At 64.2% G+C, this 26,404-nt stretch carries 17 protein-coding genes; 9 read left to right on the top strand and 8 right to left on the bottom strand.

The window, feature by feature from the left end; all coding sequences use genetic code 11:
• Positions 1 to 12 precede the first annotated feature (12 nt).
• Together lysA and OKA05_RS18340 are read left to right on the top strand one after the other, a co-directional pair.
• Positions 13 to 1,542: a diaminopimelate decarboxylase gene (gene lysA / locus OKA05_RS18345; protein WP_264488636.1), complete on the top strand. Its 1,530-nt coding sequence runs from the start codon at positions 13 to 15 to the stop codon at positions 1,540 to 1,542.
• Positions 1,543 to 2,251: 709 nt separating this feature from the next.
• Complete coding sequence (locus tag OKA05_RS18340) at positions 2,252 to 2,743, top strand: hypothetical protein (RefSeq protein WP_264488635.1); 492 nt, start codon at positions 2,252 to 2,254, stop codon at positions 2,741 to 2,743.
• Positions 2,744 to 2,935: 192 nt separating this feature from the next.
• Here the strand turns inward: OKA05_RS18340 and OKA05_RS18335 are convergent, their stop codons facing one another.
• The 3 genes from OKA05_RS18335 to OKA05_RS18325 are packed head-to-tail and all read right to left on the bottom strand — an operon-like array spanning position 2,936 to position 5,249.
• Positions 2,936 to 3,952, bottom strand: coding sequence for a hypothetical protein (locus tag OKA05_RS18335; protein WP_264488634.1), 1,017 nt, complete (start codon positions 3,950 to 3,952; stop codon positions 2,936 to 2,938).
• Between the two features lie 11 nt (positions 3,953 to 3,963).
• Positions 3,964 to 5,037 carry a hypothetical protein gene (locus tag OKA05_RS18330; protein WP_264488633.1) on the bottom strand — a complete coding sequence of 358 codons (1,074 nt, stop codon included), beginning with the start codon at positions 5,035 to 5,037 and terminating at the stop codon, positions 3,964 to 3,966.
• A gap of 5 nt (positions 5,038 to 5,042) precedes the next feature.
• Positions 5,043 to 5,249, bottom strand: a complete 207-nt coding sequence (locus OKA05_RS18325) for a hypothetical protein (protein WP_264488632.1) — start codon at positions 5,247 to 5,249, stop codon at positions 5,043 to 5,045.
• 156 nt (positions 5,250 to 5,405) lie between these two features.
• Here OKA05_RS18325 and OKA05_RS18320 point away from each other — a divergent pair, with 156 nt between their 5' ends.
• Positions 5,406 to 6,344: a DMT family transporter gene (locus OKA05_RS18320; protein WP_264488631.1), complete on the top strand. Its 939-nt coding sequence runs from the start codon at positions 5,406 to 5,408 to the stop codon at positions 6,342 to 6,344.
• Here OKA05_RS18320 and OKA05_RS18315 read toward each other — a convergent pair.
• Together OKA05_RS18315 and OKA05_RS18310 are read right to left on the bottom strand one after the other, a co-directional pair.
• The gene (locus OKA05_RS18315) at positions 6,295 to 7,041 is read right to left on the bottom strand and encodes a hypothetical protein (protein WP_264488630.1); all 747 of its coding nucleotides are present in this window, start codon (positions 7,039 to 7,041) and stop codon (positions 6,295 to 6,297) included. The two genes, OKA05_RS18320 and OKA05_RS18315, sit on opposite strands and share 50 nt — an antisense overlap.
• 13 nt (positions 7,042 to 7,054) lie before the next feature.
• Positions 7,055 to 7,609 carry an RNA polymerase sigma factor gene (locus tag OKA05_RS18310; RefSeq protein ID WP_264488629.1) on the bottom strand — a complete coding sequence of 185 codons (555 nt, stop codon included), beginning with the start codon at positions 7,607 to 7,609 and terminating at the stop codon, positions 7,055 to 7,057.
• 159 nt (positions 7,610 to 7,768) lie between these two features.
• Here OKA05_RS18310 and OKA05_RS18305 point away from each other — a divergent pair, with 159 nt between their 5' ends.
• From OKA05_RS18305 to OKA05_RS18290, 4 genes are all read left to right on the top strand, one after another.
• Entirely contained in the window at positions 7,769 to 8,272 is a 504-nt protein-coding gene (locus OKA05_RS18305; protein WP_264488628.1) for a DoxX family protein, read from the top strand.
• A 104-nt stretch (positions 8,273 to 8,376) separates the two neighbouring features.
• Positions 8,377 to 8,667: a hypothetical protein gene (locus OKA05_RS18300; protein WP_264488627.1), complete on the top strand. Its 291-nt coding sequence runs from the start codon at positions 8,377 to 8,379 to the stop codon at positions 8,665 to 8,667.
• Between the two features lie 65 nt (positions 8,668 to 8,732).
• Positions 8,733 to 9,569 carry an MNIO family bufferin maturase gene (gene bufB, locus OKA05_RS18295; protein WP_264488626.1) on the top strand — a complete coding sequence of 279 codons (837 nt, stop codon included), beginning with the start codon at positions 8,733 to 8,735 and terminating at the stop codon, positions 9,567 to 9,569.
• The gene (locus OKA05_RS18290) at positions 9,559 to 10,434 is read left to right on the top strand and encodes an HvfC/BufC family peptide modification chaperone (protein ID WP_264488625.1); all 876 of its coding nucleotides are present in this window, start codon (positions 9,559 to 9,561) and stop codon (positions 10,432 to 10,434) included. The genes bufB and OKA05_RS18290 overlap by 11 nt, the downstream gene beginning before the upstream one ends.
• A gap of 36 nt (positions 10,435 to 10,470) precedes the next feature.
• Here OKA05_RS18290 and OKA05_RS18285 read toward each other — a convergent pair whose 3' ends face one another.
• The 3 genes from OKA05_RS18285 to OKA05_RS18275 form a co-directional block, all read right to left on the bottom strand.
• Entirely contained in the window at positions 10,471 to 18,645 is an 8,175-nt protein-coding gene (locus tag OKA05_RS18285; protein WP_264488624.1) for a tetratricopeptide repeat protein, read from the bottom strand.
• A gap of 380 nt (positions 18,646 to 19,025) precedes the next feature.
• The gene (locus OKA05_RS18280) at positions 19,026 to 21,113 is read right to left on the bottom strand and encodes a discoidin domain-containing protein (protein ID WP_264488623.1); all 2,088 of its coding nucleotides are present in this window, start codon (positions 21,111 to 21,113) and stop codon (positions 19,026 to 19,028) included.
• Between the two features lie 236 nt (positions 21,114 to 21,349).
• On the bottom strand, positions 21,350 to 23,848 hold the full coding sequence (locus tag OKA05_RS18275) for a lectin-like domain-containing protein (protein ID WP_264488622.1): 2,499 nt from the start codon (positions 23,846 to 23,848) through the stop codon (positions 21,350 to 21,352).
• 360 nt (positions 23,849 to 24,208) lie between these two features.
• Here OKA05_RS18275 and wrbA point away from each other — a divergent pair, with 360 nt between their 5' ends.
• Both wrbA and OKA05_RS18265 read left to right on the top strand, forming a co-directional pair.
• Complete coding sequence (gene wrbA, locus OKA05_RS18270) at positions 24,209 to 24,808, top strand: NAD(P)H:quinone oxidoreductase (RefSeq protein WP_264488621.1); 600 nt, start codon at positions 24,209 to 24,211, stop codon at positions 24,806 to 24,808.
• A gap of 57 nt (positions 24,809 to 24,865) precedes the next feature.
• Positions 24,866 to 26,365: a lipase family alpha/beta hydrolase gene (locus tag OKA05_RS18265; RefSeq protein ID WP_264488620.1), complete on the top strand. Its 1,500-nt coding sequence runs from the start codon at positions 24,866 to 24,868 to the stop codon at positions 26,363 to 26,365.
• The last annotated feature ends 39 nt before the right edge of the window (positions 26,366 to 26,404 follow it).

Here is a 26,404-nt window from a genome sequence, read left to right as displayed (position 1 = left end):
CCCGCCATCCCCATGCTTCTCGGCGAGGCTGCCCCGCGTCCCCACCGCTACGTGCAACCAGCCCTCGCCCGCCGCCCGGCACGCTGGGAGCGCGGAGCCTCCGGCCCGCAGAGTGGTCATTCCGGTATGCCGCCCGGTCCCGCCCGCATCGCAGAACCCGCCATTCCCATGCGTCTCGGCGAGGCGCAACCGCGTCCCCACCGCTACGTGCAACCTGCCCTTGCCCGCCGCCCGGCCAGAGGTTACAGGCCCCGCATGCACGGATTCGCCTACCGCCATGGCTCGCTGCACTGCGAGGACGTCAATCTCCAGACCCTCGCCGACGAGCACGGCACCCCGCTTTACGTTTATTCCGCCAATACGATCCGCGATCACTATCGCCGGCTCGACCAGGCGCTCGGCTCGATCGACCACGAGGTGGCCTACGCGGTGAAGGCGAATTCGAACCTCTCCGTGCTCAAGCTGCTCGTCGCGGAGCATGCCGGCTTCGACATCGTCTCCGGCGGCGAACTCTTCCGCGTGATCAAGGCCGGCGGCGACCCGGCCAAGTGCACCTTCGCCGGCGTCGGCAAGACCCGCGCGGAAATCGAGTACGCGCTCCAGCAGGGCATCTACTCCTTCAATGTCGAGAGCGAGGAAGAGCTGCGCTACCTCAATGAGGTCGCCGCCGACCTCGGCGTGATCGCTCCCGCCGCCGTGCGCGTGAACCCGAACGTGGACGCCAAGACCCACAAGTACATCTCCACCGGCAAGTCAGAGAACAAGTTCGGCGTCGATTTCGATGCCATCCCCGACCTCTACGCCCGCGCCGCCAAGGAGCTCGCCCACGTGAAGCTCCGCGGCCTGCAAATGCACATCGGCTCGCAGCTCACCTCCATCGATCCCTTCATCGAGGCCGTCGAAAAGGTCGCGCCGCTGGCCACCCACCTCAAGGTCACCCACGGCATCGAGTTCTGGTCCATCGGCGGCGGCATCGGCATCGTCTATCATGACTCGCTCGACTCCGGCGGCAGCGGCTGGTGGGAAGGCAAGCCCGAGGGCGAGCGCCCGCTGACCATCGCGCAATACGGCGAAGCCCTCTTCCCGCGCCTCGAACACCTCGGCCTCAAGATCCTGCTCGAGCCCGGCCGCCTCATCGTCGGCAATGCCGGCGTGCTGCTCACCAAGTGCCTCTTCGAAAAGCGCGGCAAGGCCAAGACCTTCAAGGTCGTCGACGCCGGCATGAATGACCTCATCCGCCCCGCCCTCTACGAAGGCCACCACGAGATCGCCCCGCTCAAGCAACCGACCGGCGAGACCCGCAAGGTCGATGTCGTCGGCCCCATCTGTGAAAGCGGTGACTTCTTCTGCCAGGACCGCGAGCTCCCCGACTTCCAGCCCGGCGAGACCGTCGCCCTGCTCAGCGCCGGCGCCTACGGCTTCGTCATGGCCTCGAACTACAACACCCGCCCGCTCCCCGCCGAGATCCTCGTCGATGGAGACACGGCCCGCGTCGTTCGCAAGCGCCAGACCCTCGACGACCTCATCGCCGGCGAATCGTGACCACCTGAGATCTATCGAATTTCGCCAGGAAGGTGGGGGACTTCATCTCCCTCGCCGCTTCACTTCTGGCTCTCCGTCAGGTTTGCTCACCCCGAGTGGTCTGGTTCGGACAGGATCTCACGGGTGCTGGCCGTTCAGAAAAGGCGGAGCCCTTCTCCTATAAGGAGCCGGGACCTTACTGTCCCGTCCATTCCCGTACACACTTCCCCGCCAAGACGTTCGGGCAGGATCTCATGGGTGCTGGCCGTCAGAAAAAGCGGATCTCTTCTCCTATAAGAAGCCGGGACCTTACTGTCCCGTCCATTCCCGTACACACTTCCCCGCCAAGACGCTCGGACAGGATCTCACGGGTGCTGGCCGTTCAGAAAAGGCGGAGCCCTTCTCCTATAAGGACCGGGACCTTACTGTCCCGTCCATTCCCGTACACACTTCCCCGCCAAGACGTCTTGAGGCGAGACGAAGAGGCCGGTCTGTCCAAAGCGACAGTAAGGTCGCCGCTACTTACTCTAGGAACGACGGGCAAATCTGGCGGAGAGCCATATTTCTCAGACAGCTTCTTAGAAGATTCCCCCGCCTTTTCACTTCCTCGGCCCTGATCTCCAAGGTATCTGCCATGGGGCTCCCATCATCTTCCGATCCCGCCACCACCATCCTTCATTCACCCCCCAATCCACAACAACACATGAGCGTGACGGACCGATCCCGCAAGATGACCACCGACCCCAAGGTGCTCGCGGAGAAATTTGACATCCTCGCCGCGCTCGTCGCCGCGGCGGGTGGCGAGGTCAGGATTCCACCCGACCAGATGGGCGGACATGAGCGCCTCGAGTTCTTCTTCGACAACTCGACCAACGAGCACGTCGTCAAGCTGGGCCCAGCCGTCGAAACGGTCTATGTCAGCCAGGTTCCGCAATCCCTGGCGGATCCAGAGACGGCCTGGAGAGTCACCATGCCCAGTGCCTGGCGCACGATCGTCAGCCGCATCGCGAACGAATTGCTCGCCATGCAACCCGGCTCGGACCTGAACATCGCCGGCTGGCTGGATACCGGCGAGCACTTCGTCCTCTGCACTGACCAAGGCCTCTGCGGCCGCGCCTTCGAACTCTCCGGCCAGAACTTCGCCGTCATCGAAACCGAGATCTCCGGCAGCGCCGCCCCCTACCGCCGCCTCTCAAAAATCATCGTCCGGCGGCACCCCTAAGCACTCCCTGCAAGCCAGGCGAAACCGTCGCCCCTCTCTGCGCCGGTGCCTACCGCTCGTCGCGTCGTGGCCACGGACGACACCCCCGGCCGTTGCCCGCCGGGGTTCTGGTCGATGGAAGTACGGCACGCATAGTAATCAAGCGCTCGATCTCCGACGATCTCAGCGCCCGCCTAGCGGGACCGAGTGCCGTCATGGGATCGTCACCGCAAGTTGGTAGAAACGCGCCGGATCGACGGTGACCGGGAGCGTAACGACCACTTCTTCCACGCTGCCGAGATCGACGGTCTGGATCGACAGCGTGTTCTCGGCGAGCGTCTGCCAGTTCCCGAGAGTGGTCGAGGCACGAAGTTGCACGGTAAAGCCGCCGATGTTCTTCGCTCGGCGATAGACTAGCTTCAGTATCCCGCCATCCCGCGAGAAGACCGGCCCCGCTGGACGCGAAGCCTCTTGGAGCGGGTGGGTGCCGTGGTAAAACTCCAGCAGGTTCGCCGAACCGTCGCGATCCGGGTCGTCGTCCGCGTCGGACATGCCCGCTACAAAGGGAAATATTCCCACCCATTGAGAAAAGGACACCGTGACCGGCGGCGGCTGGATCGAGTTGATCAATGCCTGCGCCTCGGCGGCGTTGCTCGCGGTGAAGGCGTTCTGGTTGATCACGATCTCGCGGAAGCCGTGCGTGGCGGAGGCGCGGACCAGGTTCATTACCACCACCCGGCGGCGGTCGTTGCCCCAGTCGTAGAGGTTGCTGGAGTTCACGCCGTTCGGGTAGCCACCACGGTAGTAACCGAGCAGCACGCGCGGGGTCTGGCGCTGGATATTCGCGTCGAGGCCCCACTTCTCGTATCCGTTGGCAGTGGCGAAGGAGGAATTCGTGCTGTCCCACTGCGCCGCGGGTTCGGTCGAGAGCAGCAGGCTGTCGATCTCGATGCCGTGGTTGTTCCTACCGCGCAGGGCCCCTCGTGACGCAGCATTGAAGTGGTCGAGCACTCCGTCACCCACTGCGCTGGCGTTGCTTTGGCAAAACGGACACCACGGGGTCATCATCATCAGCACGAGGATCCTGCCCTCGTAGGCGTCGAGGCTGGAGCTGGAGAATTGGTTGCCGTTGCGCACGGCGAAGGACTGGTTTGCGGAGATGGTGTCCGGCGGCAGCTCCATGGCGGAAGCTGCGAGCGCGGTGGTAAGCAGGAGGGCCGGGGATTTCATGGTAATGACTGTTAGAAGCGGTAGGATCCCGCGAGGCGAAAGGTCCACCATTCGCGGTCGCGATAGAGGTTGCCGAAGAAGCGATTGTCGGCAGAGAGGGCCTCGTAGTCGGCGTCGAGGAAGCCGACGCCGCCGCCGATCGCGAGGTCGCCGCGGTCCCACCGCAGGCCGACGAAAATCTCGGACGATTCGAGCGCGGGTGCCTGGGCGTTGAAGCCGGAGGCCTCGATCTCCCCGGTGTCCTCGTATATCCGGTAGCCGGCGCTCGCGGTCCATTGCGGGAGGAAATCCCACTCGATCAGGGCGGTGCCGTAGAAGGCCTCGAAGGCGGGCGATTCCTCGCTGTAGCCGCCGCCAAGTCGGAAGCCGACCGGCCCGGCGGTGGCCGCCCACGAATGGCGGATGCTGAATCGCGGCTGGCGGTCGGAGGTCTGGCGCGCGGTCAGGGCAGCCTCGGTCTTCAGCCAGCCGTTGAGGGACTGCTCGACCCTCAGGCTACCCCCGGTGGTGTCGAGCGTCTCCCGGTCTGCGACCGGCTGGCCCAGCTCGGGATTGAAGCTCCAGCCGGGCGCGATGTCGTCCCGCCCCGTCTCCAACGAGAACTCCGCCTTGCCCGAGCCGGGAAGGTAGTTCCAGACCGCCATGCCGCCGAATGAGAAGCCTTTCGGATCCGGATCGCGGTAGCCGCTGAATGCCCCGAAGAACTGACGGTAGAACTCGGAGATCCAGATCGAGCGATAGTCCGAGAATCCGTCGTAGGCCCGGAAACGCAGCGAGCCCGCCCACTCCTTGCCAAACTCGCGGGTCACGGCGAGATCGGCCTGCAGCGTGCCCCTGTCGATGCGCTCGGTGGTGCCGAAGAGCACCGGCTGGTAGTCGAGCGAGTATTCGTTCCATCCCACGCCCAGATCGACGGTCCACGGCCCCTCCTCACCCGTGTAGGATAGGCGATACCCCTGCACCGTGATATCGCTGGCCGCAAGCACCTCGCCGGTGGCCTCGATCTCCTGCGGACCGGATAACCACAGGTCGCTGCCGACCGCCGCGGAAGGTGCCGCCGCCAGTATCCAAAAGATCGCTTTCATGGCAGTCATCTGCAAGAGGCGCATCCGCCGGCGGAAACGGTCGCGCTGGTGCGGCCGGTTTCGAGCTGGCTCGAAAGCCCGCACTCCATCGAGCGAGGGCCGGTGGAGGCAAAATCGAAGACGGGCCGGCTGAGGCCCGGCTGGTCTGCCAGGGTAACCGGCCTGCACGACACGAGCAGGCCCAGGAAAAAAGGAAGAGCGAGGGGTTTCATTGCGATGAGGGTATTCAGGAGGCAACTGCAAGGGTCCTGACTCATCCACGAACGGGACGCGGATTTGATTGCAGGGAAATTTCCAAAGGCGGTGAGATTGCCGAAAGTCTCGCCTTTCGCCCCGCGTCCCTCAGCGTCCGCGGGTCCGACACACCCGTGAAACACTACCTCCAGCTCCATCTCCTCGTCCTCCTCCTCGCCACCACGGCGATCCTTGGCGAGCTGATCTCGTTGCCGGCGGCGGGGCTGGTCATCTGGCGCACCTTGTTCGCGGCCCTCGGGGCGGCGGTGTGGGTCGGACTGGTGCGGCGGCGTCCGCTGTGGCCGGGCAAGCGCGCGGCGCTGGCGTTCCTGGGCATCGGCTTTGTCGTCGGGCTTCACTGGATCTGCTTCTTCGGCGCGGTGAAGCTGGCGAATATCTCCGTCTGCCTCGCCGGCATGGCGACGATCTCGCTGTTCACCGCGTTCACCGAGCCCTTGCTGGAAAAGCGCCGCGTGCGCCCCTTCGAAGTCCTGCTCGGCCTGCTGGTCGTCGCCGGCATCGGGCTGGTCGCCGGCTTCGTGCCCCGCGAGCATCTGCTAGGACTGGGGGTCGCCCTGCTGAGCGCCTTCCTCGCCGCGATTTTCCCGGTGCTGAACCGCAAGCTGGTCACCGGTGGCAGCGATCCGCTGACAATGGTTGCCTGGGAAATGGTGGGAGCCCTTACCGCGGCCTTGCTGCTGTTCCCCTTCGTCGGCGGTGGTGTGTCACTGCTCGCGTGGCAAGGCCTCGACTGGCTGTGGCTCCTGCTGCTCGCCCTGGTGTGCACCGTCTTCGCCCACGGCTTCCACATCGGCCTGCTGAAGCACCTCAGCGCCTACACCATGAACCTCGCGTTCAATTTCGAGCCGCTCTACGGCATCCTCGCCGCCGCCCTGTTCTTCGGCGAGCACAAGCAACTCCACCCGCTCTTCTACGCCGGCCTCGCGACCATCCTGTTAGCCAACGTCCTGCATCCACTGGTCCAGCATCGGCTCCAGAAATCGCGCGGCGTGGCACTTGCCGCTAGTGAGAAGCCCTCGCCTCCACGATCGCCGCCATCATTACACGAGTGAATCCCACCGACGCCGTATCGCGCGACCCATCGTCGACGCGATCCCGGGCCGACAAGAATGGCGTCAGTTGTTCCATCGGATTCGCCGTGGCCAGCGTGTAGATTGTCTCGCCCTTCGTCCACGAGGCGAAGCTCCAGCCATCAAGCTCACGCACCACCGCTTGCGCCGATCCCGGCTGATCGCGGAAATCCTCGGTGCGGGCGACCAGCAGATGGACAAGGTCTCCCGGCCCTCGGTCCGCCTTGCTCACCCGCCAGTAGCAGGAGAGATAGGCATTGCGACCCTTCACATCGACCACCTGACAGGCAGCACTTTCCAACGACTGGAGCTTGGCGGGGATCTCCATATCGGCCGGTGCCCCTTGGGAGACCAGCCAGGTGCGTAGTTCCGATTTGTCCTGCAAGGGCGGCAGCAGTTCGGATTTCTCCTTGAAGAACTCGATCACCCGTGGCGGAAGCGCCGCGTACGATACAGCCCCTACATCGCGGGTGGCCCACCATCCCCCCGTCATCGCAAGCGCGACCGCCGCAGCGACCGCGCCAATGAAGCGAACCCAGCGTTTCCGCCCAGGGAATGCCACGGTCTTCTCCCCGCCGGCAGCAGCCTCACGACCGCGCGCAAGGATCGCTTCCAGCTTCTCGGCTGGCAGCGACTGCTTGTCGTAGTGATCGCGAACTTGTTTGCGGAAGTCGGACATCGGCGTGGGCTATCTAGCGGGAAAGAAATATCGTCAATGTAATGAGCACAACGAACAAGAGCAGGAGTTGATTGCGGGAAACCGCTTCCGCGGCGACCTCTCCAAGCTTGCGTAGTTTTGCAAGCGAGCGGTGGATCAGGCTCAGCACCGTGCCGCGGCTCTGGCCATTGAGCTGGCAGATCTCCTCCGCCGTGTGGCCTTGGTAGTAGTGCAGGAAGATGACTTCACGCTCGGTCGGCTTCAGGCGGCCGAGTAGATCCGCCAGTTCGCCCCTTACACAAGGCTCGTCCACCGGGATCTCCGCCACCTCCGGCATACCCTCATCGTCGAGCGAATCGAAGTGTACCAGCTTCCTCCGTCGGCATTGGTCGATGTGGAGATTCCGCAGCGCCGTGAAGAGCACCGCGCGGTTCTCCACCTTGCCGTAGCGGCGGCACAGGTTCAGCCAACTCTCCTGCACCAGATCCTCCGCCTCCTCCCGGTGGTGGGTCAGCGCCAGCGCATAGCGGAAACCTGCCTGGAGCAATTCGGCTTCGCTGGGTTCGGGGCGTTGGTCGGATGTGTCCAAATTGATCGAACGGGGCACTGGCAATCGCCTCGCCATGGCTAGTGCCCTCTCGGCCTTCACGCAAATCCCAAATCCCCGCAGAGGCGGATCGCCAGGTGCCCCACGAAAAAAATACGAATCACGCAATCAAACTCCGCCCTCCTTCGTCGCCCCCGATAGATGAAGGCATCTTCCATTCTCACCGCCGCCCGCAGCGCGCATGAAAAACTCATCGCCGGCGCGGACCTAGCCAAGTCGCCGCTGCTGCTCGCCGTGCGCCTCTACTGGGGCTGGCAGTTCTTCACCGCCGGCAAGGGCAAGCTCATGGACCTCCCGGCCACCGCTAGCTTCTTCAAGGAACTCGGCATCCCGCTGCCCATGTTCAATGCAGTGGTGGCCTCCTGCACCGAGTGCTTCGGCGGCTTGCTGCTCCTAATGGGCCTTGCCTCCCGCCTGACCGCGATCCCGCTGCTCGTCACCATGATCGTCGCCTACCTCACGGCGGACATGGAAGTGGTGAAGGGCATCTTCAGCGATCCCGATGCCTTTGTCACCGCGGCACCCTTCCTCTTTCTCCTCTCCTCGCTGCTGGTCCTCGTTTTCGGACCCGGCGTGGTCTCAATCGACCACCTTCTCGCGCGGAAATTCCGCGCCTCACCTTCCGCCACGCTCGTGGAGGCCTGACGCCCTTTCAACCGCGGGGCATCGCCACTGACGGCACCCTCCGTGGAAGAACCATCCCGGCATCCGCCGGACCAACAACAAGCAACAAACAAACAACCAAGAACATGAAGACCAACAACACCATCATCGCCGGCGCCGCCCTCGCGGGAATCCTCACCGGTGGCTTCGCATTCGGAAAGAACACCACCTCCTCGTCTTCTGACGACAGCAGCATGAGCGCTGGCATCCAGGCCGCCGACGAGAAGGGCGAGACCCACGATTGCAAGGGCAAGAACTCCTGCAAGGGCAAGGGCGGCTGCAAGGGCGGTGACAACGGCTGCGCCGGCAAGAACTCCTGCAAGGGCAAGGGTGGCTGCGCCATGAAGGACGGCAAGCCCGTCAAAAAGGACAAGTAATCCGCGACCACCCGAAAGCTCCGGCCATCCGTTGGCCGGAGCTGTTCCCTTTTCCATCCACGGCCATGAAAGGTTCTCGCTTCACTCAATTCGAAGACTACGGCGTCGGCATCGGCCTGCGCATTCCTCACTACCAGCACATCCTCGAAAAGAAGCCGGTGGTCGATTGGTTCGAAATCATCTCCGAGAACTACATGGCCGATGGCGGCAGGCCGCTCGCCGTGCTCGATCAAATCCTGGAGCAATATCGCGTGGTCCAGCATGGTGTCTCGATGTACTTCGGTAACAGCTCACGGCCGAACCGGAGCCACCTGAAGAAACTGAAGGCGCTCACCAAGCGCACCAAGACCCCGTGGGTCAGCGATCACCTCTGCTGGGGCAGTGTCGATGGCCGCTTCACCCACGATCTACTACCCATGCCGTACACGTGGGAAGCAGTGAAGACCACCGCCCGCAATATCCGCGAGGTGCAGGATTTCCTCGAGCTGCCGGTGGCGGTCGAGAACGTCAGCAGCTATGCCGAATTCCATCTTTCGGAAATGACCGAGTGGGAGTTCCTCAATGAAGTCGTGGAAGCCGCCGACTGCGGAATCCTCCTCGACGTGAACAACATCTACGTCTCCTCACGGAATCACAGCTTCGACCCGCGCGACTACGTCGATGCCGTGCCGCCAGAACGCGTCGCCCAAATCCATCTCGCCGGTCACACCGAGTTCAAGAAATACATCCTGGATACCCACGATCACCCCGTGATTGACCCGGTGTGGGACCTCTACGAGCGTGCCATCGGACGCTGCGGCCGGGTGGCCACCTTGCTCGAATGGGACGACAAGATACCAAGCTTCGAGGAAGTCCACCGCGAAGCCCTCAAAGCCAACCGTTTCCTACCCGATGCCGCGTGACCGCAAAGCCGGCGATCTCGCCCGTTTCCAGGCATCGCTCGCCCGCGCCATCATGATGCCGCTGGGCCCCGGCGATGCGATGCGACGCGAGAGCCGGAGCACGGCCGACGAGTTCGTAAAGCCGAACGACCGGCTCGTCGCCGCGGACCGCCTTCAAATCTACAACCAGCAGTACTGGTGGCGGCTGCTCGGATCCCTGGGCGAGGATTTCCGCGGCCTGCGTGCCGTCCTCGGCGAACGACGATTCCACCGTCTTGCAGTGGCTTACCTCGGCACATGCGGCTCCACCTCGTGGAACCTGCGCGACCTCGGCTCCAAGCTCGGAGCTTATCTTATCGATCATCCCGGGACCATAGCTCCCTTTGATTGCCTTGCACTCGACATGGCAAGCGTTGAATGGGCCAGGGTCGTGGCCTTCGATGGTGAGCAGAAGCCATCGATCGACCCGCATGAATTTGCAGCGCGGAGCCCGGAGCGAATGACGCTCGGCCTGCAGCCCTACCTCTCACTGCTCGAACTGCGGTATCCGGTGGACCACTTGCTGAAGCGGCTCAAGCACGCGGAGAACCATGCTGCCAGCAACACCTTATCCGGAGATGCCGCATCACGACCCGTGCGGCTGAAGGCAAAGGCAGCCGCCGCGCCAATCCAACTGGTGGTGCACCGGTCGGAACTCATCGTTTACTACAAGCGCATCGAGCCGGAAGCCTTCCGCTTGTTGCAGTCGCTTCGCCAAGGCATGCCGTTGGACAAAGCCTGCGACGTGGCATTCTCCGGCACCGCGGAAGCAGCCGAAGCCGTCGCAGGGAAAGTCCGCACATGGTTCACCTGCTGGATGTCATTCGGCTGGTTGTGCGCGAAATGAGGCTAGAAGCAGTCCCCCATCCGCCCGCACGGACATTCACCGCAGCGGCCGCCCCATCATCTCCTGCTGCCAACGCTGTTGCTCGCCCATCCGCTTCTCCATCTCCTCTCTCATTTCCTTCTGCATCCGCTCCCGGAGCTCCTTGCTCATTTCCTTGCCGGGGTTTTCCAGCCGTTCGAGCAAGGCATCGAGCTGGGTGCGCTGGCCTTCGTCGAAATCATTCCGGCGCTCGGTGGCGTAGGCCTTCACTCCCTCGACATACGGTCCTGGAACCCGGGTGGTGTAGCGGGTCCAGTCGAGAAACATCGCCGGCTCCAGGCGGGCCCGCACCTGCGGATCCTTCAGAATGGAAAGCATCATGCCCATCTGGCTCATCGACACCGACGGACGCTCGATGATTTTCATGAGCTCTGCGGAGCAGGGATGCAGCAAGCCGACCCGGAACATGAACGGAAGTGTTGAGTCGAAGTGCATGCGCATGCCGTCGCGATCGGACAGCCGGCCGGGAGCGACGCCGTCCAGCTTGCAGCTTTCCAGGCCGGCTTTCAGCGAGGCCGCATCACTGGCGGCGAGGTGGACCAGCAGCGAAGCCTCGGCGCGAATTTCCGGATCCTCGCGAGTGGCCAGCGCCGCAGCGAAGGAGCGGACCGCAACAGCGGAGGCCTCGGGGAGCTTGGCATCGTGCCGGTCGGCCGCATACCAGAAGCAGATCGTGGTGATGGACAGCCATCGCCGCACGAACTGATCCATCTCGGCCCCCGCGGGAGCCTGGCGGATCGCCAGAGCCATGGCCTCGATCCCGGAGGAGTCGCCAGCGTGGAAGCGGGACTTCACCGCGGCCGCGCACACGTTCGCAGTGACCGGATTGCGGGGTTGGCCGCTGAAAACGGCGCGGAATTCCTTCGCCGCCATCTCACCGGCGAACTCGTCAAGAGCCGGCACATGTTCGCGATTGGCCTTGCTGGTCAATTGAAGATCGTTACACAGCGCCATGCGATCGGTGAGCGAAAACGCGGCGCTCCGCTTCTCGAATTCACCGGCCAGCCGCTTGATGCGGTCGACGCGGGATTCCACAGGGGCGTCGGCTTCCCGGGCATCGTTCATCATCGAAATCATCACCCGCAGGCGAAAGGCCTCCGGGGAATCCAGTGCGGCCAGCTTGCCGGCGAGTTCCTCCATCTCCTTCGAGTATGCCGGCGACCCGCTGTAGCTCGATAGGCCGCTCTGACTGGGCGGCGGCAAGAACGCGAGGGCCTCTTTGATCCGACCTTTCTTCAGGCAATGAAGGATCATCTGATAATCGCCCGAGAATCGCTCGCTGGCGGCAGCCACCCAGCGGTCGATCAACTCGTCGTCATCCAAAACGACCAGCACCGAACTGACCTGGCCGCTGGAGAAGTGCCGGTTGAGCTTCCCACCCGGCACCTTCGCCAGGACGAACTTGAGGAAGGCCGCCGTCTCGGCGGGATGGACGGCCGTGCGCCAGCGGTCCTCCCCTTTCGCTTGGCCGGACTCCTGCATCTGCAATTGCACGCGTCCCCATAGCTTGAAGACGCCTTCCAGCATCTCGCCCGCCGTATTCTGGGGCAGCTCCTTGATACCCGCGAGCAAGCCGGGAGTGCGCTCCATGAGGTCCGCCGCATTGTCGAGCTGGGCGAGCCGCTTGAAGATTTCCTCCATGAGTATCGTCAGCTCCCCGGGAGTGGCCCCCGCAGCTTTCATGGCCTCCAACAGGCCGAGCGGTGCGATCCCTGTGCTGCGAAACTTCCCGTGATCCTCCAGCTGGTCCATCTCGACAAACCAGCCGAGGGCATGGTGCGTCAGGGCATCGCCCTTGGCAGCCTCCTTCGACGCTTTCAGCCAATCATTGTCATTGATGTCCTCGGCGCGGAAATGCGTGTGCGCCCCGAGCAGCAGCCGCACCTGCATGCGCGGCGACAGCTTGGCGAAGCGCGGCCAGACATCCGGATTCGGCAGCCGCCCCCATGATATCAAGCCCCAGGCCGTGGAGAACGGATCCTCGCCACTGGCAGTCCACGCGGGAACACCATCCGCCCACAGCCGGTCGATCATGCGCAGCCGGAGAAACACCTCGCCAGCGTCCTTGCCGCAGTCGCTGAAAAGCCCGAGGGCAAAGGCATTGAAGTTCTGGTCGGTGACTTTCGGCTGCTTCGAGCGCCAGAAGGTCACGATCTCCTCGGCGAGTTCCGGAGCTTCCAAGGCGACCTCGCCAGCGAGCCGGCCGGCCTCGCTGGCTCCGCCCAGAAGGCCCCCCGCGCCTTTCAGCGCCTCGAAGCGCGCGCGGGTTTTCTTCACCTTTGCTTCGCTCTGATCCTTGAGCCGGGCGCGCAACCGGTTCGCGACCGGCTTCGGGAGATCATCCGCATCCACGAGACCGAGATCGGAGGTGAGCCTGTCGATAACGCCCTCGCGAATCCCGTCCGGGAGTTTTTCCAGCTCCGGCAGCGCAAGCTTGAGCGCGCGCTTTCCGAACGCCTTGTCGCTCGTGATCGCTTCCGCCCGCATCAGGTCGAGGAAGGATGCCTTCGGGTTGTTAGAGACTTCCCTCGCGAAGGTCTGGAGATCCAGCCCCGGCATCTGGCTCGTCACCGAGCGGATGGAATCCTGGAAGGTCCACTGGTAGATCATCTGCGGTTTGCCATCTTTCACCACGGCGCTCCGCCGCCAGAAGCCTGTGAGCAGAGCCTCGCGCAGCCGCGTGCCGGGAAGATCCTCCCACTTCGCGCGACGCGGCGCTCGCAGATCGCCCCCCCACAGCACCGCCAGCGATTCACTCGGGTCGGCCCATTGGTGCTTCAGTTGCCACAGGGAGAAGGAATTCAAGACCCCGACGAAGACGCCGCTGTCCGAATTCTGGACCGAGCGAACGATCATCCCGGTAGCGGTCGTCAGCTTCTCGTTCGAGTCATTCCATTCCTTGCGCGGCCCCGCGCTCGCCTCCAGCAGGATGAGCAAGCGCTTCTCCAGAGTCTTCTCTTTGGCGGCGGCCCGCAGGCTTTCGCGAATGACATGGGTCACATTTCCCGAGACCGTTTGCAGCCGGTTCTCGCGGAAGAGTTTTTCTAACAAATCCTCCCGGCCGGCGAGATGGATCGCTCGCAGCATCGCGGCCTCGTGCCTCGCGAGCGCCAGGCCTCCGCGGGCAGCGGAACCCATGACGGTGACATCCCCGATCAGGTCGGGCAACTCGGTGGCCCGCTGGGTGGCGAGCAGCTTGCCGATCCAAGCCTCAAGGTCAGGATCAACCGCCTTCAGCCGCCCGCGCAAGTCGTCCGAAAAGAGGACATCGTCGCCCTTCTCCTTCGCGACAATGACCAGCCATTCCAGCGCAGCCGGAGCCTCGGGAAGCTGGACCAGGGTCAGCCCGCCCAGGCCTAGGTCAGTCAGCGTGTAGGCTCCGCTGAGCAGCGCTTGCCACGCGGCGTCCTCCACCGCGGCCGGGTCCTTCCCGCGAGTGGTCGAGTAGAGGGAGCGGAAGGCCATCTCCGCGCTCCGCGGGTCGGTCAGCGCCAGCTTGGCGAAGCGCTGGTAAAGCTCGCTCCACTCCTTCGCCTGGGCTTTATCGTTGGTCCTCGACTTGGTGCCCAGTGCGATGGTCGCGGAACCCAGCCACGACCGGTCCGCCTGCGGCCGCTCCATCCAGTCGGCAAGTCGTCCATACTCGACCATGCCGGGGCCGTCCGATCCGCCACGGCCGAAGAATTCCTCGAGCAACTTGCGGGCGAAGTCCGGGCGGCCCGCCACTTCATCCAACAAGCGAATGGCCTCTTCCCGCTCATCAGTGAGCAGGGCGAGCTCCACCGCCCAGCGGGTATCCCACGGCCGCATCCGGTGAATGCCAGCGACGATCGACCGCGCATCCGCTTTCTTTTCCGCGGCCTCCATCAGCACCAGCATTGCCATCCGGCGGGACAGGCCGGCGTCCTCCGGCAGTTGCACTTTCGCGAGCGCCTCGTCCAGCAGGCCCGCCTTGCGGAAGGCCGCCACCGGCTCCCGCAGCATGCCCAGCTCTTCCATCGAGCCCCGGGCAATGCTCTCGAGAAGGTCGGCCGCCTCGCGCGAGGCGACCTGCCGGTCCTCCAGCGCAACGATGCGGCGGATGAGCACCGTGCTGTTCCTCGAATTACCATATCCATAGTAGGTCAGTCCGGACGATCGACCACCCCAGCGCGTCGCCGGGCGAGAGGCTGCGGGCTGCCTTTGCCCGAACATCTGGGCCAACTCCTGCGCGTAGGGGCGGTCGGACTCATTGGAAGCCATCACCCGCTTCGCCATGACTTCGAGACGCCGCCGGTCTTCAGGTGAAGGGCCATCCCCCGCTTGCACCCCCGGACGAGTGGACATGAGTTGGGCAAACGCTTCCAACGCCAGCCGCGGGTCCGATTCAACGTCGGCCGCGGCTTGCAGCATTTTCTCAAATCCTTGCGGGTCGGTCTTGCGGTCCTGGTACTGCCACCGCAAGCGGATCAGTTCGCGCCGGACCTCGCGAGGCGAGTCCGCAGGGAGAGCGGCGAGTTCTTTCTCGACCCGATGCCGGACCGTCTCCTTCTCGTCCCGCCCGGCGAGTCCCGCAAGGCATCGCAGGACAGGCGACGGAAGGCGATCTACCAGCGACTCGAATGCGGCCTCGCCCTTGGAGGTCTTCCAGCGCGTGAGCGCCGGCGTGAGATTCATGGACATCTCCTGGCCTCTCCGCATCTCCATCGGTTCCGGAGCAGCGGCAGCAGTCGCATCCAGCGCCTGCTGCACGGCAGCGAGGAATGCTTCCGCATCCCCCGCGAGCAGTGCCTGCCGGGCTCGCAAGAGGTGAAGCTGCCGCGCCATCCGCTCTCCTAGGTCCGCCTTCGCCAGCACCGCCATCAGGCGCTCGAGCTTCGCCCGCGTTTCCGGATTGTCCTCCGCCGCTTGCTCCACTGTCGTGAGCAGCCGCTGGGTGCATGCCAACAATTGCCTTGCCGCGAAGTCATCCCGCCATGCTCCTGGATCCACCTTCTGCAACCACTCCAGCGTCTGCGGCGCAATCTCCCGCTTCACCAGTTGCAACGAAAGCGCAAGCCGCAGCGGCACCGGCGGGGTGCGCTTCAGCAGCTCGGCCACTTGCTCGGGCGTGCAGGCGCTATACTGCTGGCTCTCGAAAAGCAGCTCCGGGCCCAAGGGATTTTCCGGGAAGCGACGGATGAAGTCCCACCACTGGATCTGATGCGCACCGTTCCCTAGGCCGGCGAAGTCCTTCAGCTCACGCCATTGCTCCGGGGTGGTGGATTTCAGCTCCGGCAGCACGGCGGCCGCCCGTTTCCAGGCATCGCCTCCGGCGAGCATCGCCAGTTGCAGGATCCGCGCCGGCAGCATCATCTTTGCCTCCTGCAGGCTGCCGGGCACCGGGATCTGCTGGAATGGTGACGACGAGGAATCGTCACGACTTGAGAGCAGCATCATGAGATTCCGGCCCTCTCGTCCGGATCCATAGCGCCGACCCTCCGCCGGGTCGTCCGGTTCCGTCATCACCTTGAGGTAGTGATCGAGCGCCTTCGCTTCCGAGCCATCGGCCTCTAACAACCTCCCCAGCATGAAGTGGAGCCGGGCATCGACCAGTGCGGGATCCAGCGAGCTGAGCAGTTCGATCCCCTCCTCGACATAACCGCGGGCGGCCATCTCGAATACGCTCTGCTCCAGCGCCCGGATGTCGATCCCTTGATCACCGGCCAGCGCCTGCAAGTCGCGCATGCCCCCGGCGATGTCACCGCAGCGGAGCTTCGCCTGGGCAAGCTGGCGGGCCGATTCCGCTCCCGGCACCAGTCGTGCCAGCTCGGCAAAGCGTTCCAGCGCGCGGTCGCGCCGGCCCATCTGTTCCTCCAGCGCGGCGAGACGGGACACCACGGCCACATCCCGCGGCGCGGAGGTCGCCGCTTTCGTCACGAGCTGGAGTTCTTCATCGGTGTTGCCCTTTGCCTTCGCCAGATCTGCCAGCGCCAGCAGCGGCCCCGGCGAAGCCGGATCGCGGCGGACCCGTTCCTCGAGGCGTTCGCGCAGATCTTCCAAGCGTCCGCCGTCCTTCGAAATGCGCAGGATGTCCCGCAGCCAGCCGGCCTTTCCCGAAGCATCCGCCGCCTCGTCGTGGCACTGCCACGCGAAGGCAAGCGCCGCCGCGGCATCGCGGTTCTTTTCCAGCACCGCAAACAAGGCCCGCGCCACATTCTCGTCCGACTCGAAGCGCGCGGCGGCTCGCCGCAATAGCGCTTCCGCCGCCGCGAGCTCGCCGCCGTCTGCCAAAAGATCCGCCTCCTTCAACCACGGCCCCGGCTGGTCCGGAGTCCGCTCCCGCCATGCCCGCGCCGCGACGAGCGAGCCTGCCGTGTCGCCGGCCAGGAATTTCGCATCGCAGAGTTCACTGAGAAACAGCGGCCCGCTCCCTCCCGATGCTTCTAACATCTCCACCACCTCCGGCCACTTGCCGTGCTCACGCAGCAAGCCTAGCCGCACCCCTCGCTCCAATTCATCTCCCGCGGCCAGCGCCGGCAATGGCTTGCCCGACTCCGCCAGCAGCGCCGCACGCAGGCATCGATCCCCCGTGCCCTCGCCCAGATCCTTCGCCGCCGCTTCCAGTTCGCCTTCCGCCGCACGGAGCCAGCCTTTCACGGCGATCTGCATCTCGTCCGGCCGCTTGGCCCGTGCCGCCAGCTCGCGGAAGATCGCCCGCGCGTCCAGCCGCCGCTCTTGCATGATGGCCAGCTCCGCTCTCGCCTCTTCATAGGCGGCCTCGGCGGAAAACCGTGCGCGCCCCTCTTCTAACAGCTTGCTCGCCGCCTCCTTCTCGCCCGCCGCAGCCAGCGCATGGGCAGCGTCGATCCGGTCTTGGAAAAGATCTCGCCGGCCGATCTCCTTCCACACTTCCAGCGCCTCCTTGTCGCGGCCTTCCGTCCGCAGATACTTCGCGAGATCCCGCAAGGCCTGCCCGCCCGACTCACCACCGGCCAGCGCACGCCATTGCTTCTCCGACTCCGCCGGCAAGCCGTAGCGCGCATAGAGCCCGGCAAGGCCGACTCGCTTGGCGGGATCGGCCGCCGCGATCACCGCGTCGAGCGCCTTCCTCACCTCGTCCTTCTTCTCCAGCCGGAACGCGAGCTCCGCCAGTCGCAGCCCGGCCTCCTCCGACTTCTCTTCCGCCACCAGCGCCGCGCATTCGTCGAAGGCCTGCTGCACCTTCAAGTCCCGCTCTAACAACGCAATCCTCTGCCACCGCGCCTCGCGATCCCCCGGCGTTCGCTTCAACACATCGCCTAACACCTCAAGCGCCTCGCCCGGCTTGCCCGCCGTGGCGAGCGCCTGGGCCTGGGCACGACGAAAGTTCAGCCGCACCGGATTCGCATTCGCCCACGTCGTGATTTGCTTCACCCAGCCGGTTGCGTCGCTGCGCCGCTGATACGTCTGCTCTGCCCGGGCCAGCGCCTCGCGCTCCAGCCAGGAGCCATCGCCGGCCACCTTCAATACCTCGCCAAGTTCAGTCATCGCTTCCTCGACCCTCTGCGAAGCGAGCAGCAGCTCGGAGCGCTTCAAGGTCGCCATCGCCTTGCCGTACGCATCCTCGGTCGCGTCCCGCCACTTCACACAGAAATCCAGCGCCAGATCATGCCGGCCCTCGCGACGGGTCAACTCGGTGAGATCTTCCAGCAGTCCCTTGTCGCCCGGTGCGGTATCGACCGCCTTTTTCCAATGCGCGAGTGCCTCCTCCACCCGCTCACCTCGCAGGAAGGCGAGACCGGCCAGCTTGAGCGCCTCCGGCCGCAGCTTGTCGCCCTCCGGCACCGCTAGCGCGTCCTTCTCCGCCGCCGCAAAGTCCTTCTTTGCCAGGAGCATCTTCGCCCGCGCCAGCCGCAGCCACGCCGCCGCCGGCTCCGCCTCGATCGCCTTGCCGAAAGCCACCAGCGCCTCGTCATCCTTCCCCGCCGCCAGCCGCTCGCGGCCGAGGATCCCCCACGCCCCCGGCTCGCCGGCCTCAGCACGCGACAGCAACTCGGCCTCCAGGTCCGCGGACGGCTTTTCCTCCAACCACGCGTCGCGGAAACGCTGGAACAGCGTCTCGCTCTCCGGCCGCTTGCGCAGCGCCTCATGATAGCCCTCCGCCTTTTCCGGCATCTCACCGGCCATCGCCGGCATCAGTCCGCAAAGCAGGAAAGCCCATGTCCGAGTCATGATCCCTTCATACGTCTGACCCGCGGTGCCCACACGTGAATTTCCTGTAAAGCGAAGAAGAAGATTGGGTCCGTCAAAGCCCGTCTGGCAACGATCCTTGCCTCCAAGCCCAAAGGAGCCGCCATCCCTCTCTTCGCCTCCAACCCCGATGGGACGCCATCCCTCTCCTTGCCTCCAAGCCCCAACGGGGCGCAATCCCTCAGCCCCGCCCAACGGGCGGGGTTCGCCGTGGGCGATGATTGGGAGGGCTGAAGGCCCGATATATTGGGAGAGGATAGAAGCAGCACAAAGGCCCCACCTCATGCCACCGGCTCGCCGAAGTGCCCCGCCCGTTGGGCGAGCTTGAGGAATTGCCCCCTTCGGAGTTCCCAAAGGCTGCCCTACTCCCTCCCGAAAATCTCCACCTCGCCGATCCGCCCCGTGCTATCCGCACCCGCATCGTCGATCGTCACCTTGAAATAGCGCGCCCTCACCGGCGTCAAATCGACATCATTCACGTTATGCCGGTTGCCGGTCACCTTGTGGACTCGTTTCCACGTTTTCCCATCAAGACTCGCCTGCACCGTAAAGCCCGCGGTGTTCTGGCTACGATCCGCCCCACCGTCACCCGCATGGCGGATCACATAGCGCCGGACCTCCTTCGGCGCACCGAAGTCAAAACCCAGCCAGCGCTTGCCCTCCGCCGCCGAGGACCACTGCGTCGATGGCGTTCCGTCCATCGCCGCCTCGGCCGCGCCATCGCCCGCCTTCACCGTCGTCGCCGGTGCCATGCACAAGTTGTAAGGCACCCCGCTCGCCTCGTTCTGCAGGTTGAAATAGTGATCCGCCCGCACGAAGCTCACCTTGCCCGGGAAGTCCTTCGCGAGCTGCTCTTGCAGGGCCAGGATCCGGTCCGGCCGCATCTTCCAAGCCTCCACCTGATAGCTCAGGAACAGCGGCGACTTCCCGTCCCAATCGCGGATCTTCTCCGTCATCGACCCATGCAGATGCTCGAACGTGCCGCCATACGGGATGACCAGCTTGTCGAAGCGCAGCCGCCCGTTCGTCACGCCGCCCGCTACCGCCGGCACGTCCTTGAAGTTCTGCACGGTCGCCCCGTAGAGGTTCCGGCAATGCTTTTCATAAGACGCGCGCTGCATCGGTGTCATGTCGTCCCAAATCGTCGCCACCCGCAGCCCGGAGCGCTGGAGATACGTCTCCGTCATCCGCGAATAGCCATCCATCCGCACGGGATCGGTCAGCTTGTCCCCCACCGGCGCTCCCGGCTCGGTAAGCGTGTTGTAAGGCATCAGGTAGCCCATGCCCGATGGCCCCGTCACGAAGCAGTCCTGCGCCGTGGCACTAGAGTAGTAGTAGTTCATCATCCCCGGTGCGATGTCCACCAGCCCCGGCGCGATGGTCCAGTTCAGCGGCACCTTCCCACGCACGTTCGCCGAGCCTTCCCAGGCCTGGCGCATCGCGTGTTGGACGTACTGGATGTTGTCGCCATCGCTGATCATCACCGCGACATAGACCTTGTTTTCCAGCGAGGGCATCTTCGGGACCGGCGGCACTTGGATCTTCGGGCTGGTGCCCGCGAAAACACTGCCACTGACGAAGAAATCCGCCGGCAAGGTGCCGATGCCAAACTCCGAAGCCAGAGGAATGCCCGTGCGCTCCGTGGCATACCAGCCCAGCGCAATCGCGTCCCCCGCCTTCATGTCGCGGAAGAAGGATCTCAGCATCTCCCGCTGCCGGTCATTCCGCGTGTCCAGCCACACCACTGCGGCTCCGGCCGCCGCCGCGATGTCGCGGGTGTGGTGGTAGTCGCCACCACCGCGATCATCGTGCGGCTTGGCACTCACGATCACGCGCTTGTCGCACTTCGGCCAATAGCGCTCCCGCAGGTGCCCGTAAATTTCCAGCGGATCCGTGAAGGCGAGCCCGGTCAAATCTTCCACCACCTTCAGCTCGATCCCCTGGGCCTTCATGTCGGCCATCACCTGCGGCGTCACCGGCAGCGCACGCTGAATTCCCGCCGCGGTCCCCGCGACGTTCCGGTAGTGCGGGCTCTTCACTGTATCGTAGAGAACCACGCCCGATACCTCGCCCGCATACTTCTTCAGCAGCTCCCACTTCGTCTCGCGGGTGAACGGCTCGGCGACACCGAGCTTCAAAGTCCGCGCCCAAGTATCCCGCCCCTCGCCCGCCCGCGCATCCACGAGCAATATCCGCGGCTGCTTGCGGTTCACCTGCCCCTGCAATGCCGAAAACGTCAGCTGCTCGTCCTTCGACAAATCCTGCACCGCGATGGAATCCAGCATCGCCGCCGGAGCCGCAAAAATCGGCAGCGCCTGCCCCTTCGGCCACGAAATCCCCTCCGCAGGCTGCTCCGCGGCTGGATACGCCACATAGCGATCCACCTGCGCGCTCCCCCCTCCCGGCAGCAGCGCCAGGCTTCCCATCAGTAGTCGTCCGATTGTTCGCATGTCGAGAGGCAAGGCGGCACCGGAGCACCCGGATGCTGCGGGGTGGGCGGGCCACCATGGCCCACCAACTACCGCCTGCCTTGCCAAATTGTTTCACTGGCGGCCCCCGTTTGTAAAATTACCCTGCTGCGGCGTGGCTGCGGGCCGCTCCGGGAATCTCCGGCCCGACACAAAGAAAATCCGGCCGGCGAGCCAAGCTCACCGGCCGGGACGAATGACCGTTTCTTTCGGGCTCCTTATTCCACTTCCACCACGCGGTAGAACATTCGCGGTTCGGTTATCGGAAGACGCACCCCGATCTGGCCGGCCACCGGGTCGTGGAAGCTCTGGGTCGTCCATGATTCCGGAGTGAGGTCCGGCGAGGACTCAAGCTCGTAATTCACCTCGCCGTCGGCATTCCACACAATGTCGAGGACCGGCACGCCGGCCGGACCTGCGGAGTAGTCACGGCGGTAATTCACCTTCACCAATCCGAAGGGTGGCAGGGCCGAGAAGTCGCCGTACGCCATCTTCCAGTCGGTGATGTCATTGTTTTGGACATAGCCACCGGTGCGGGCCGAAAAGCCCACGAAGGCATCGCCGTTCGCATCCACCGCACCGATCTCCGCCAGGTCCACGTCAAGGTTCTGCACGATCGCGATCCCATTGAAGTAAATGTCCAGGTGTCCCGGGGTACCGGCTATATAGACAATGCGAATCTGATACGGAGCCTTGCCCGCTGGGCTGCCCAGCGTGTAGGGGTACGGATCGCCCTCCACTCCCGCAGGCAAGCCATGAAGCATGGTCCCGGGGGTCAGGTCGATCGAGCGGGTCTGCAGGATCGTGGTTCCCGCGAGTACCTGAAGCTGCGACGCTTCAAAGGGATCAAACCCGAAGCTCTTGAACTTGATGTTCAGCGCATTCGTGGCCACGCCATTTTCCCCGTTGCTACTCGAGTCGCTGCCGGCCGGAGAGTTCTGGATGACGAAGGCAAGTCCATCCGCACTCACGTTTCCATCCGGCGCATCCTGGTTCATGCTCATGCCGAAGGTGGCCTCGAAGCCATCCGCCACCGGCTGGCGCAGGCGGAACCAGGCCTCGCCCATCTGACCGCCCTCGTCGGGGGTAAGCCGCAGGACATCGCCAGAGATGCTGGTGCTGCCGCGCAAGCTGAGCTCGTCGCCTGCGCTAATAAAGTCATCGTAGGCGATGGTGGTGGTCGCCGGCATGGGGATCACATTGACCGTGAAAGTCTCAGTGACGGTGCCGCCCAGGGAAGAGGCGGTGAGGGTATAGGTTGTGTCCCCGAGCGCGGGGGCAGGTGTCACCACGATCGAACCCTCCCCAGGGCTCACCGGACCCACGCCCTGGTCAATCTCGATGGTCGCTGCCGCATCGACCGACCACGAGAGCACCAGCGGCTCGCCCTGAAGCAAGGTCTGGCTGCTGCCTGTAAAGGAATTCAGCCGTGCGACCAGCGAGGGACCCGGCAGGGGAATGTCCCTCGTGCTGACATTCCGCGGAGGCGTGGGGTAGTCGAAGTTGACATCCTCGATCCGGGTCCAGTTCGTTTCGTCATTGCTGCCCTCGAGGGTCCATTGGATCGGATCGCGATCCGGCAGGTCATTGGCCGTGTAGAAGGAGTAACCGTCGAAGGTCTTCGCTTCGCCGAAATCAAAGATCACCGGGGCATTCTCGAAATCGAGCCACTTGTTTGCAACGCCGTCACCGTCGATGAGGTTCTCCACTCCTTCACCGTCATTCGAGTCTCCCCCGGGATTCGACACCGAGGAAACCGACACCGGCGACCCATCGTTTACGAAGCTGAATTCGGCAAGCTGGACAAAGCCGTCCGGGGTGCCGTTACCGAGTTTCGTCGCCGTGAAGCGCACGAACTGGTAGGTCGCCTCACCGCCGACTACGGTCCGCACATTCACGGTGGAGTTGGCCGTTTCCGTCACACCGGTGCGACCCGCGGTCAGCGTATACTCCACGGTGGAGTTTGCGGGCGGGTTGACCGTCACACCAAGGCTGGACGTATCGACATTACCGGGTGCCGGAGAGATTGAAACCTCATCCGAGGAAACAGTCTCCCATTCCAGACCGACCGGGCTCCCGTTGAGGACGATTCCCGCGCTGGTGTCGGTGTCGATACGAAAGTGGAGAATCGCCGGATCAAACTCATCCCGGACGTTGAATCCAGCCTGGTAGGTCAGATCGGCGTTCTGGATCGGGTAATCGAAGCGAACATCGAGCACATCCCAAGTGAGCCCGTCGCTGCTGCCTTCGAACCGCCAGGAAACCGGGCTGCGCGAATAGTCAACGCTGTCGTTCCCGGAGCCCCAGTTGTATGAATCGATGGTCACCGGCGACTCAAACTCGAAGGTCAGGGCCTCCGCTTCCCCGAAAGGCAAATATTTCAGCCACTTCGTCTCGAGATCCCCGTCACTCACCTCCGCAGGGCCCTCGAATCCCTCGGGGTCCTGTTCTCCCGAGGTGATGGTTACGGGCACGACATTGACGTTGTTTGCGTTGCGGTCGTTCGTGTTCAACACGGTCCCGTTCAAGGAGAAGGTAAACTCCCCCAGTTGAATCGTGTCGTTGTCATTCTTCATCCCGATGGTCACAAAACGGTAGAAGCGGTAGGTCTTCTCCAGCGCCTCGGCGGAGGTGGCCGCAAGGCAGAGGGTGATGGTGGCGATCGCGGTCAAACGACCGAATCCATAACGAGGTATAGGGAATTTCTTTCGGTTCATGAGGTCTGGTCCTGGTTGGAGCCTTCAGGCATGAGAGGCCCGCTTCAAAAGCCCGCGGGTACGACCCGTGATCAACTTAAGCCACGTTCGGCAGGAGGTGCTGCGTTTAGTCGGCGTGGAAAGTTCGCCCGACTTTTATGCGTTGCCTTGGGAATCACTCGAACCGGGCAAAATCCAACAGCGTGTGCCCGCGAAGGCGAAAGTTCAGAAGCCCTACATCGGAGAGGCTTGCCCCGAGCAGGAACGGCCCGTGCCCGGTCGCCCATGCGGGCTCTGCATGCTCAGGCTTCGCAGAGGCTATTTCCCGCCCTGCCGGATTTCTGTCACGCTCCGTCCCGTTATCCCAAAATCAAGACCGTCATGACCAAGCTCCTCGTCCTCTACTACTCCACCTACGGCCACATCGAAACCATGGCGAATGCCGTCGCCGAAGGCGCGCGCTCCGTCGATGGCCTGGAAGTCACGCTCAAGCGCGTGCCGGAAACCATGCCGCCCGAAGTCGCCGCCGCCTACGGCGCAAAGCTCGACCAAGCCGCCCCGGTCGCCGATCACAAGGAACTCGCCAACTACGACGCGATCATCTTCGGCACGCCCACCCGCTTCGGCAACATGGCCGCGCAGATGCGCAACTTCCTCGACCAGACCGGCAAGCTCTGGATGGAAGGCGCGCTCATCGGCAAGGTCAGCAGCGTCTTCACCAGCACCGGCACCGGCGGCGGCAATGAATCCACCATCCTCACCTTCATCCCTACCCTGCTGCACCACGGCATGATCTACGTCGGCCTGCCCTACTCGGCCCCGGAACTCACCGACATCAGCGAAGTCCGCGGCGGCAGCCCCTACGGCGCGGCCACCATCGCAGGAGCCGACGGCTCGCGGCAGCCGAGCGAGAAGGAACTCTCGCTCGCCCGCTTCCAAGGCAAGCACGTCGCCGGCATCGCCGCGAAAATGAAATCCTAAGGGGTGTCGACGTTCCGTCGACACGGGTAGACGGAACGTCCAACCTCATTAACAGGCATGCAACTCCTCCCCGTCATCCTCTTCGCCCTCGCCGTGGCCGCCTGTGCCCCGGCGAGGTTGGAGCGCATTTCGGAGAGACCACGCCGTGCCGCCGCTTCCACCAGCAACGATCTGCATCGGGCCTTCGATGGGGCCAGCGATCCCGCCGCCACGCGCGCGCTCGGCCGCTGGCTGGAAAGCGCGCCCGGATCGGAAAGCGCGATCGACGGCTACCTCATCCGCTTCCATCCCGGCGGTGTGGGCATCTTCCCACGGAACTATTTCGACAAGCTTGAACCCGCCTCGCGCTACGAGGTCACGGGACTGAATCACCACCGCGTCGAGGGCATCGGCGTCCCGCTCATCGGCCACCGGGAAAACCGTCACCTGCAACCGGTCGAGAAATGGTATCCGCCCGAAGGCATCACCCGGACGGTCACTGCCGTGGCCGTGCCGGGGCCAGTGAAAAACGGCCAGCGCAGCGTCGAAATCCGGCTCTACGACCGGCTGAAAACCCAAACCGCGACGATCGCCGGCAAGCCTCATGCGCTCGCCGGCGACTTCACCGTGCCGTGGGCCGCACTGCTGGAGAATGCCCGGCCGCTCGCCCGATCCGGAATCACGGCGGTGCTTCGCAAGCAGTCGTCACGCGAGCCCGGCTTCGCGCTGGTGGAGGAGTACGATCCGCGTCGTACTCCGCTCATCTGCATCCACGGGCTCTTTTCCACCCCGCTCGCCTGGGCCGAACTCACCAACGAACTGTGGGCCGATCCCGCCGTCCGCAAGCGCTACCAGATCTGGCACTATCTCTACCCGACCAATGCCCCGGCCCTCTACTCGGCCCGCGTGATGCGCGGCCAACTCGATGAGCTGAGGAAATTCCTCGATCCCGGGGGCGACGATCCCGCGATGCAGCGCAGCGTGGTGATCGCCCATAGCAATGGCGGCCTGCTCGCCAAATCGCTGGCCGTCGACCCGCGCGAAGCCTTCTGGGATGCCGTCTTCACCCGGCCGCTGTCGTCACTCGACGTCACCCGCCAGGAACGCCGGACGCTGGACGAGGCCTTCTACTGGAAACCTCGTACTCACGTGGACCGCATCATTTTCTGCTCCGTCCCTTTCCGCGGCAGCAATTGGGCGAACTCGTGGCTCGGCCGCTTCGGCCAGCGGCTGGCCGCGCAGGACGACCGCTTCCAGGACTTCTTCCGCGGGATCGAGAAGAAGAACCCCGGCATGCTCCAGCCCGACTACCAACAGCTCACCCGCGGCAAGATCACCAGCATCGGCGCGCTTTCCCCGAAGCAGCGTTCGATGGAGATCTTCGATGCGCTCCCTCTCGTTCGCGGCACCGCCGGCCACGTCATCAGCGGATCGCGCGACCTGTTCGTGGCCCCATCCAGCTCCAGCCTGCCCGGTGCCGAATCCTCCCTCGAAGTCCCGGCCGGCCACGGTTCCTTCCATCACCCGCAGGCCATCGCAGAGATCAAGCGCATCCTCGCGCTGCCGCCAGCGAAGTGAGCGGCTTTTTTCCCCCACGTAGCTGAACGGATGCGCCGT

It is taken from the genome of Luteolibacter arcticus, assembly GCF_025950235.1.
In the GTDB taxonomy this organism is placed as follows: Bacteria; Verrucomicrobiota; Verrucomicrobiia; order Verrucomicrobiales; family Akkermansiaceae; genus Haloferula; species Haloferula arctica.
This window is presented reverse-complemented; position numbering and strand designations above follow the sequence as displayed.

Bases quoted from the DNA above. Each gene is read 5' to 3' on its own strand.
- OKA05_RS18290 (WP_264488625.1), top strand. From the start codon at position 9,559: ATGCCGCGTGACCGCAAAGCCGGCGATCTCGCCCGTTTCCAGGCATCG.
- OKA05_RS18275 (WP_264488622.1), bottom strand. From the start codon at position 23,848: ATGAACCGAAAGAAATTCCCTATACCTCGTTATGGATTCGGTCGTTTG.
- OKA05_RS18315 (WP_264488630.1), bottom strand. From the start codon at position 7,041: ATGTCCGACTTCCGCAAACAAGTTCGCGATCACTACGACAAGCAGTCG.
- OKA05_RS18280 (WP_264488623.1), bottom strand. From the start codon at position 21,113: ATGCGAACAATCGGACGACTACTGATGGGAAGCCTGGCGCTGCTGCCG.
- OKA05_RS18300 (WP_264488627.1), top strand. From the start codon at position 8,377: ATGAAGACCAACAACACCATCATCGCCGGCGCCGCCCTCGCGGGAATC.
- OKA05_RS18335 (WP_264488634.1), bottom strand. From the start codon at position 3,952: ATGAAATCCCCGGCCCTCCTGCTTACCACCGCGCTCGCAGCTTCCGCC.
- OKA05_RS18325 (WP_264488632.1), bottom strand. From the start codon at position 5,249: ATGAAACCCCTCGCTCTTCCTTTTTTCCTGGGCCTGCTCGTGTCGTGC.
- wrbA (WP_264488621.1), top strand. From the start codon at position 24,209: ATGACCAAGCTCCTCGTCCTCTACTACTCCACCTACGGCCACATCGAA.
- OKA05_RS18285 (WP_264488624.1), bottom strand. From the start codon at position 18,645: ATGACTCGGACATGGGCTTTCCTGCTTTGCGGACTGATGCCGGCGATG.
- OKA05_RS18340 (WP_264488635.1), top strand. From the start codon at position 2,252: ATGACCACCGACCCCAAGGTGCTCGCGGAGAAATTTGACATCCTCGCC.
- OKA05_RS18265 (WP_264488620.1), top strand. From the start codon at position 24,866: ATGCAACTCCTCCCCGTCATCCTCTTCGCCCTCGCCGTGGCCGCCTGT.
- bufB (WP_264488626.1), top strand. From the start codon at position 8,733: ATGAAAGGTTCTCGCTTCACTCAATTCGAAGACTACGGCGTCGGCATC.
- OKA05_RS18330 (WP_264488633.1), bottom strand. From the start codon at position 5,037: ATGAAAGCGATCTTTTGGATACTGGCGGCGGCACCTTCCGCGGCGGTC.
- OKA05_RS18305 (WP_264488628.1), top strand. From the start codon at position 7,769: ATGAAGGCATCTTCCATTCTCACCGCCGCCCGCAGCGCGCATGAAAAA.
- lysA (WP_264488636.1), top strand. From the start codon at position 13: ATGCTTCTCGGCGAGGCTGCCCCGCGTCCCCACCGCTACGTGCAACCA.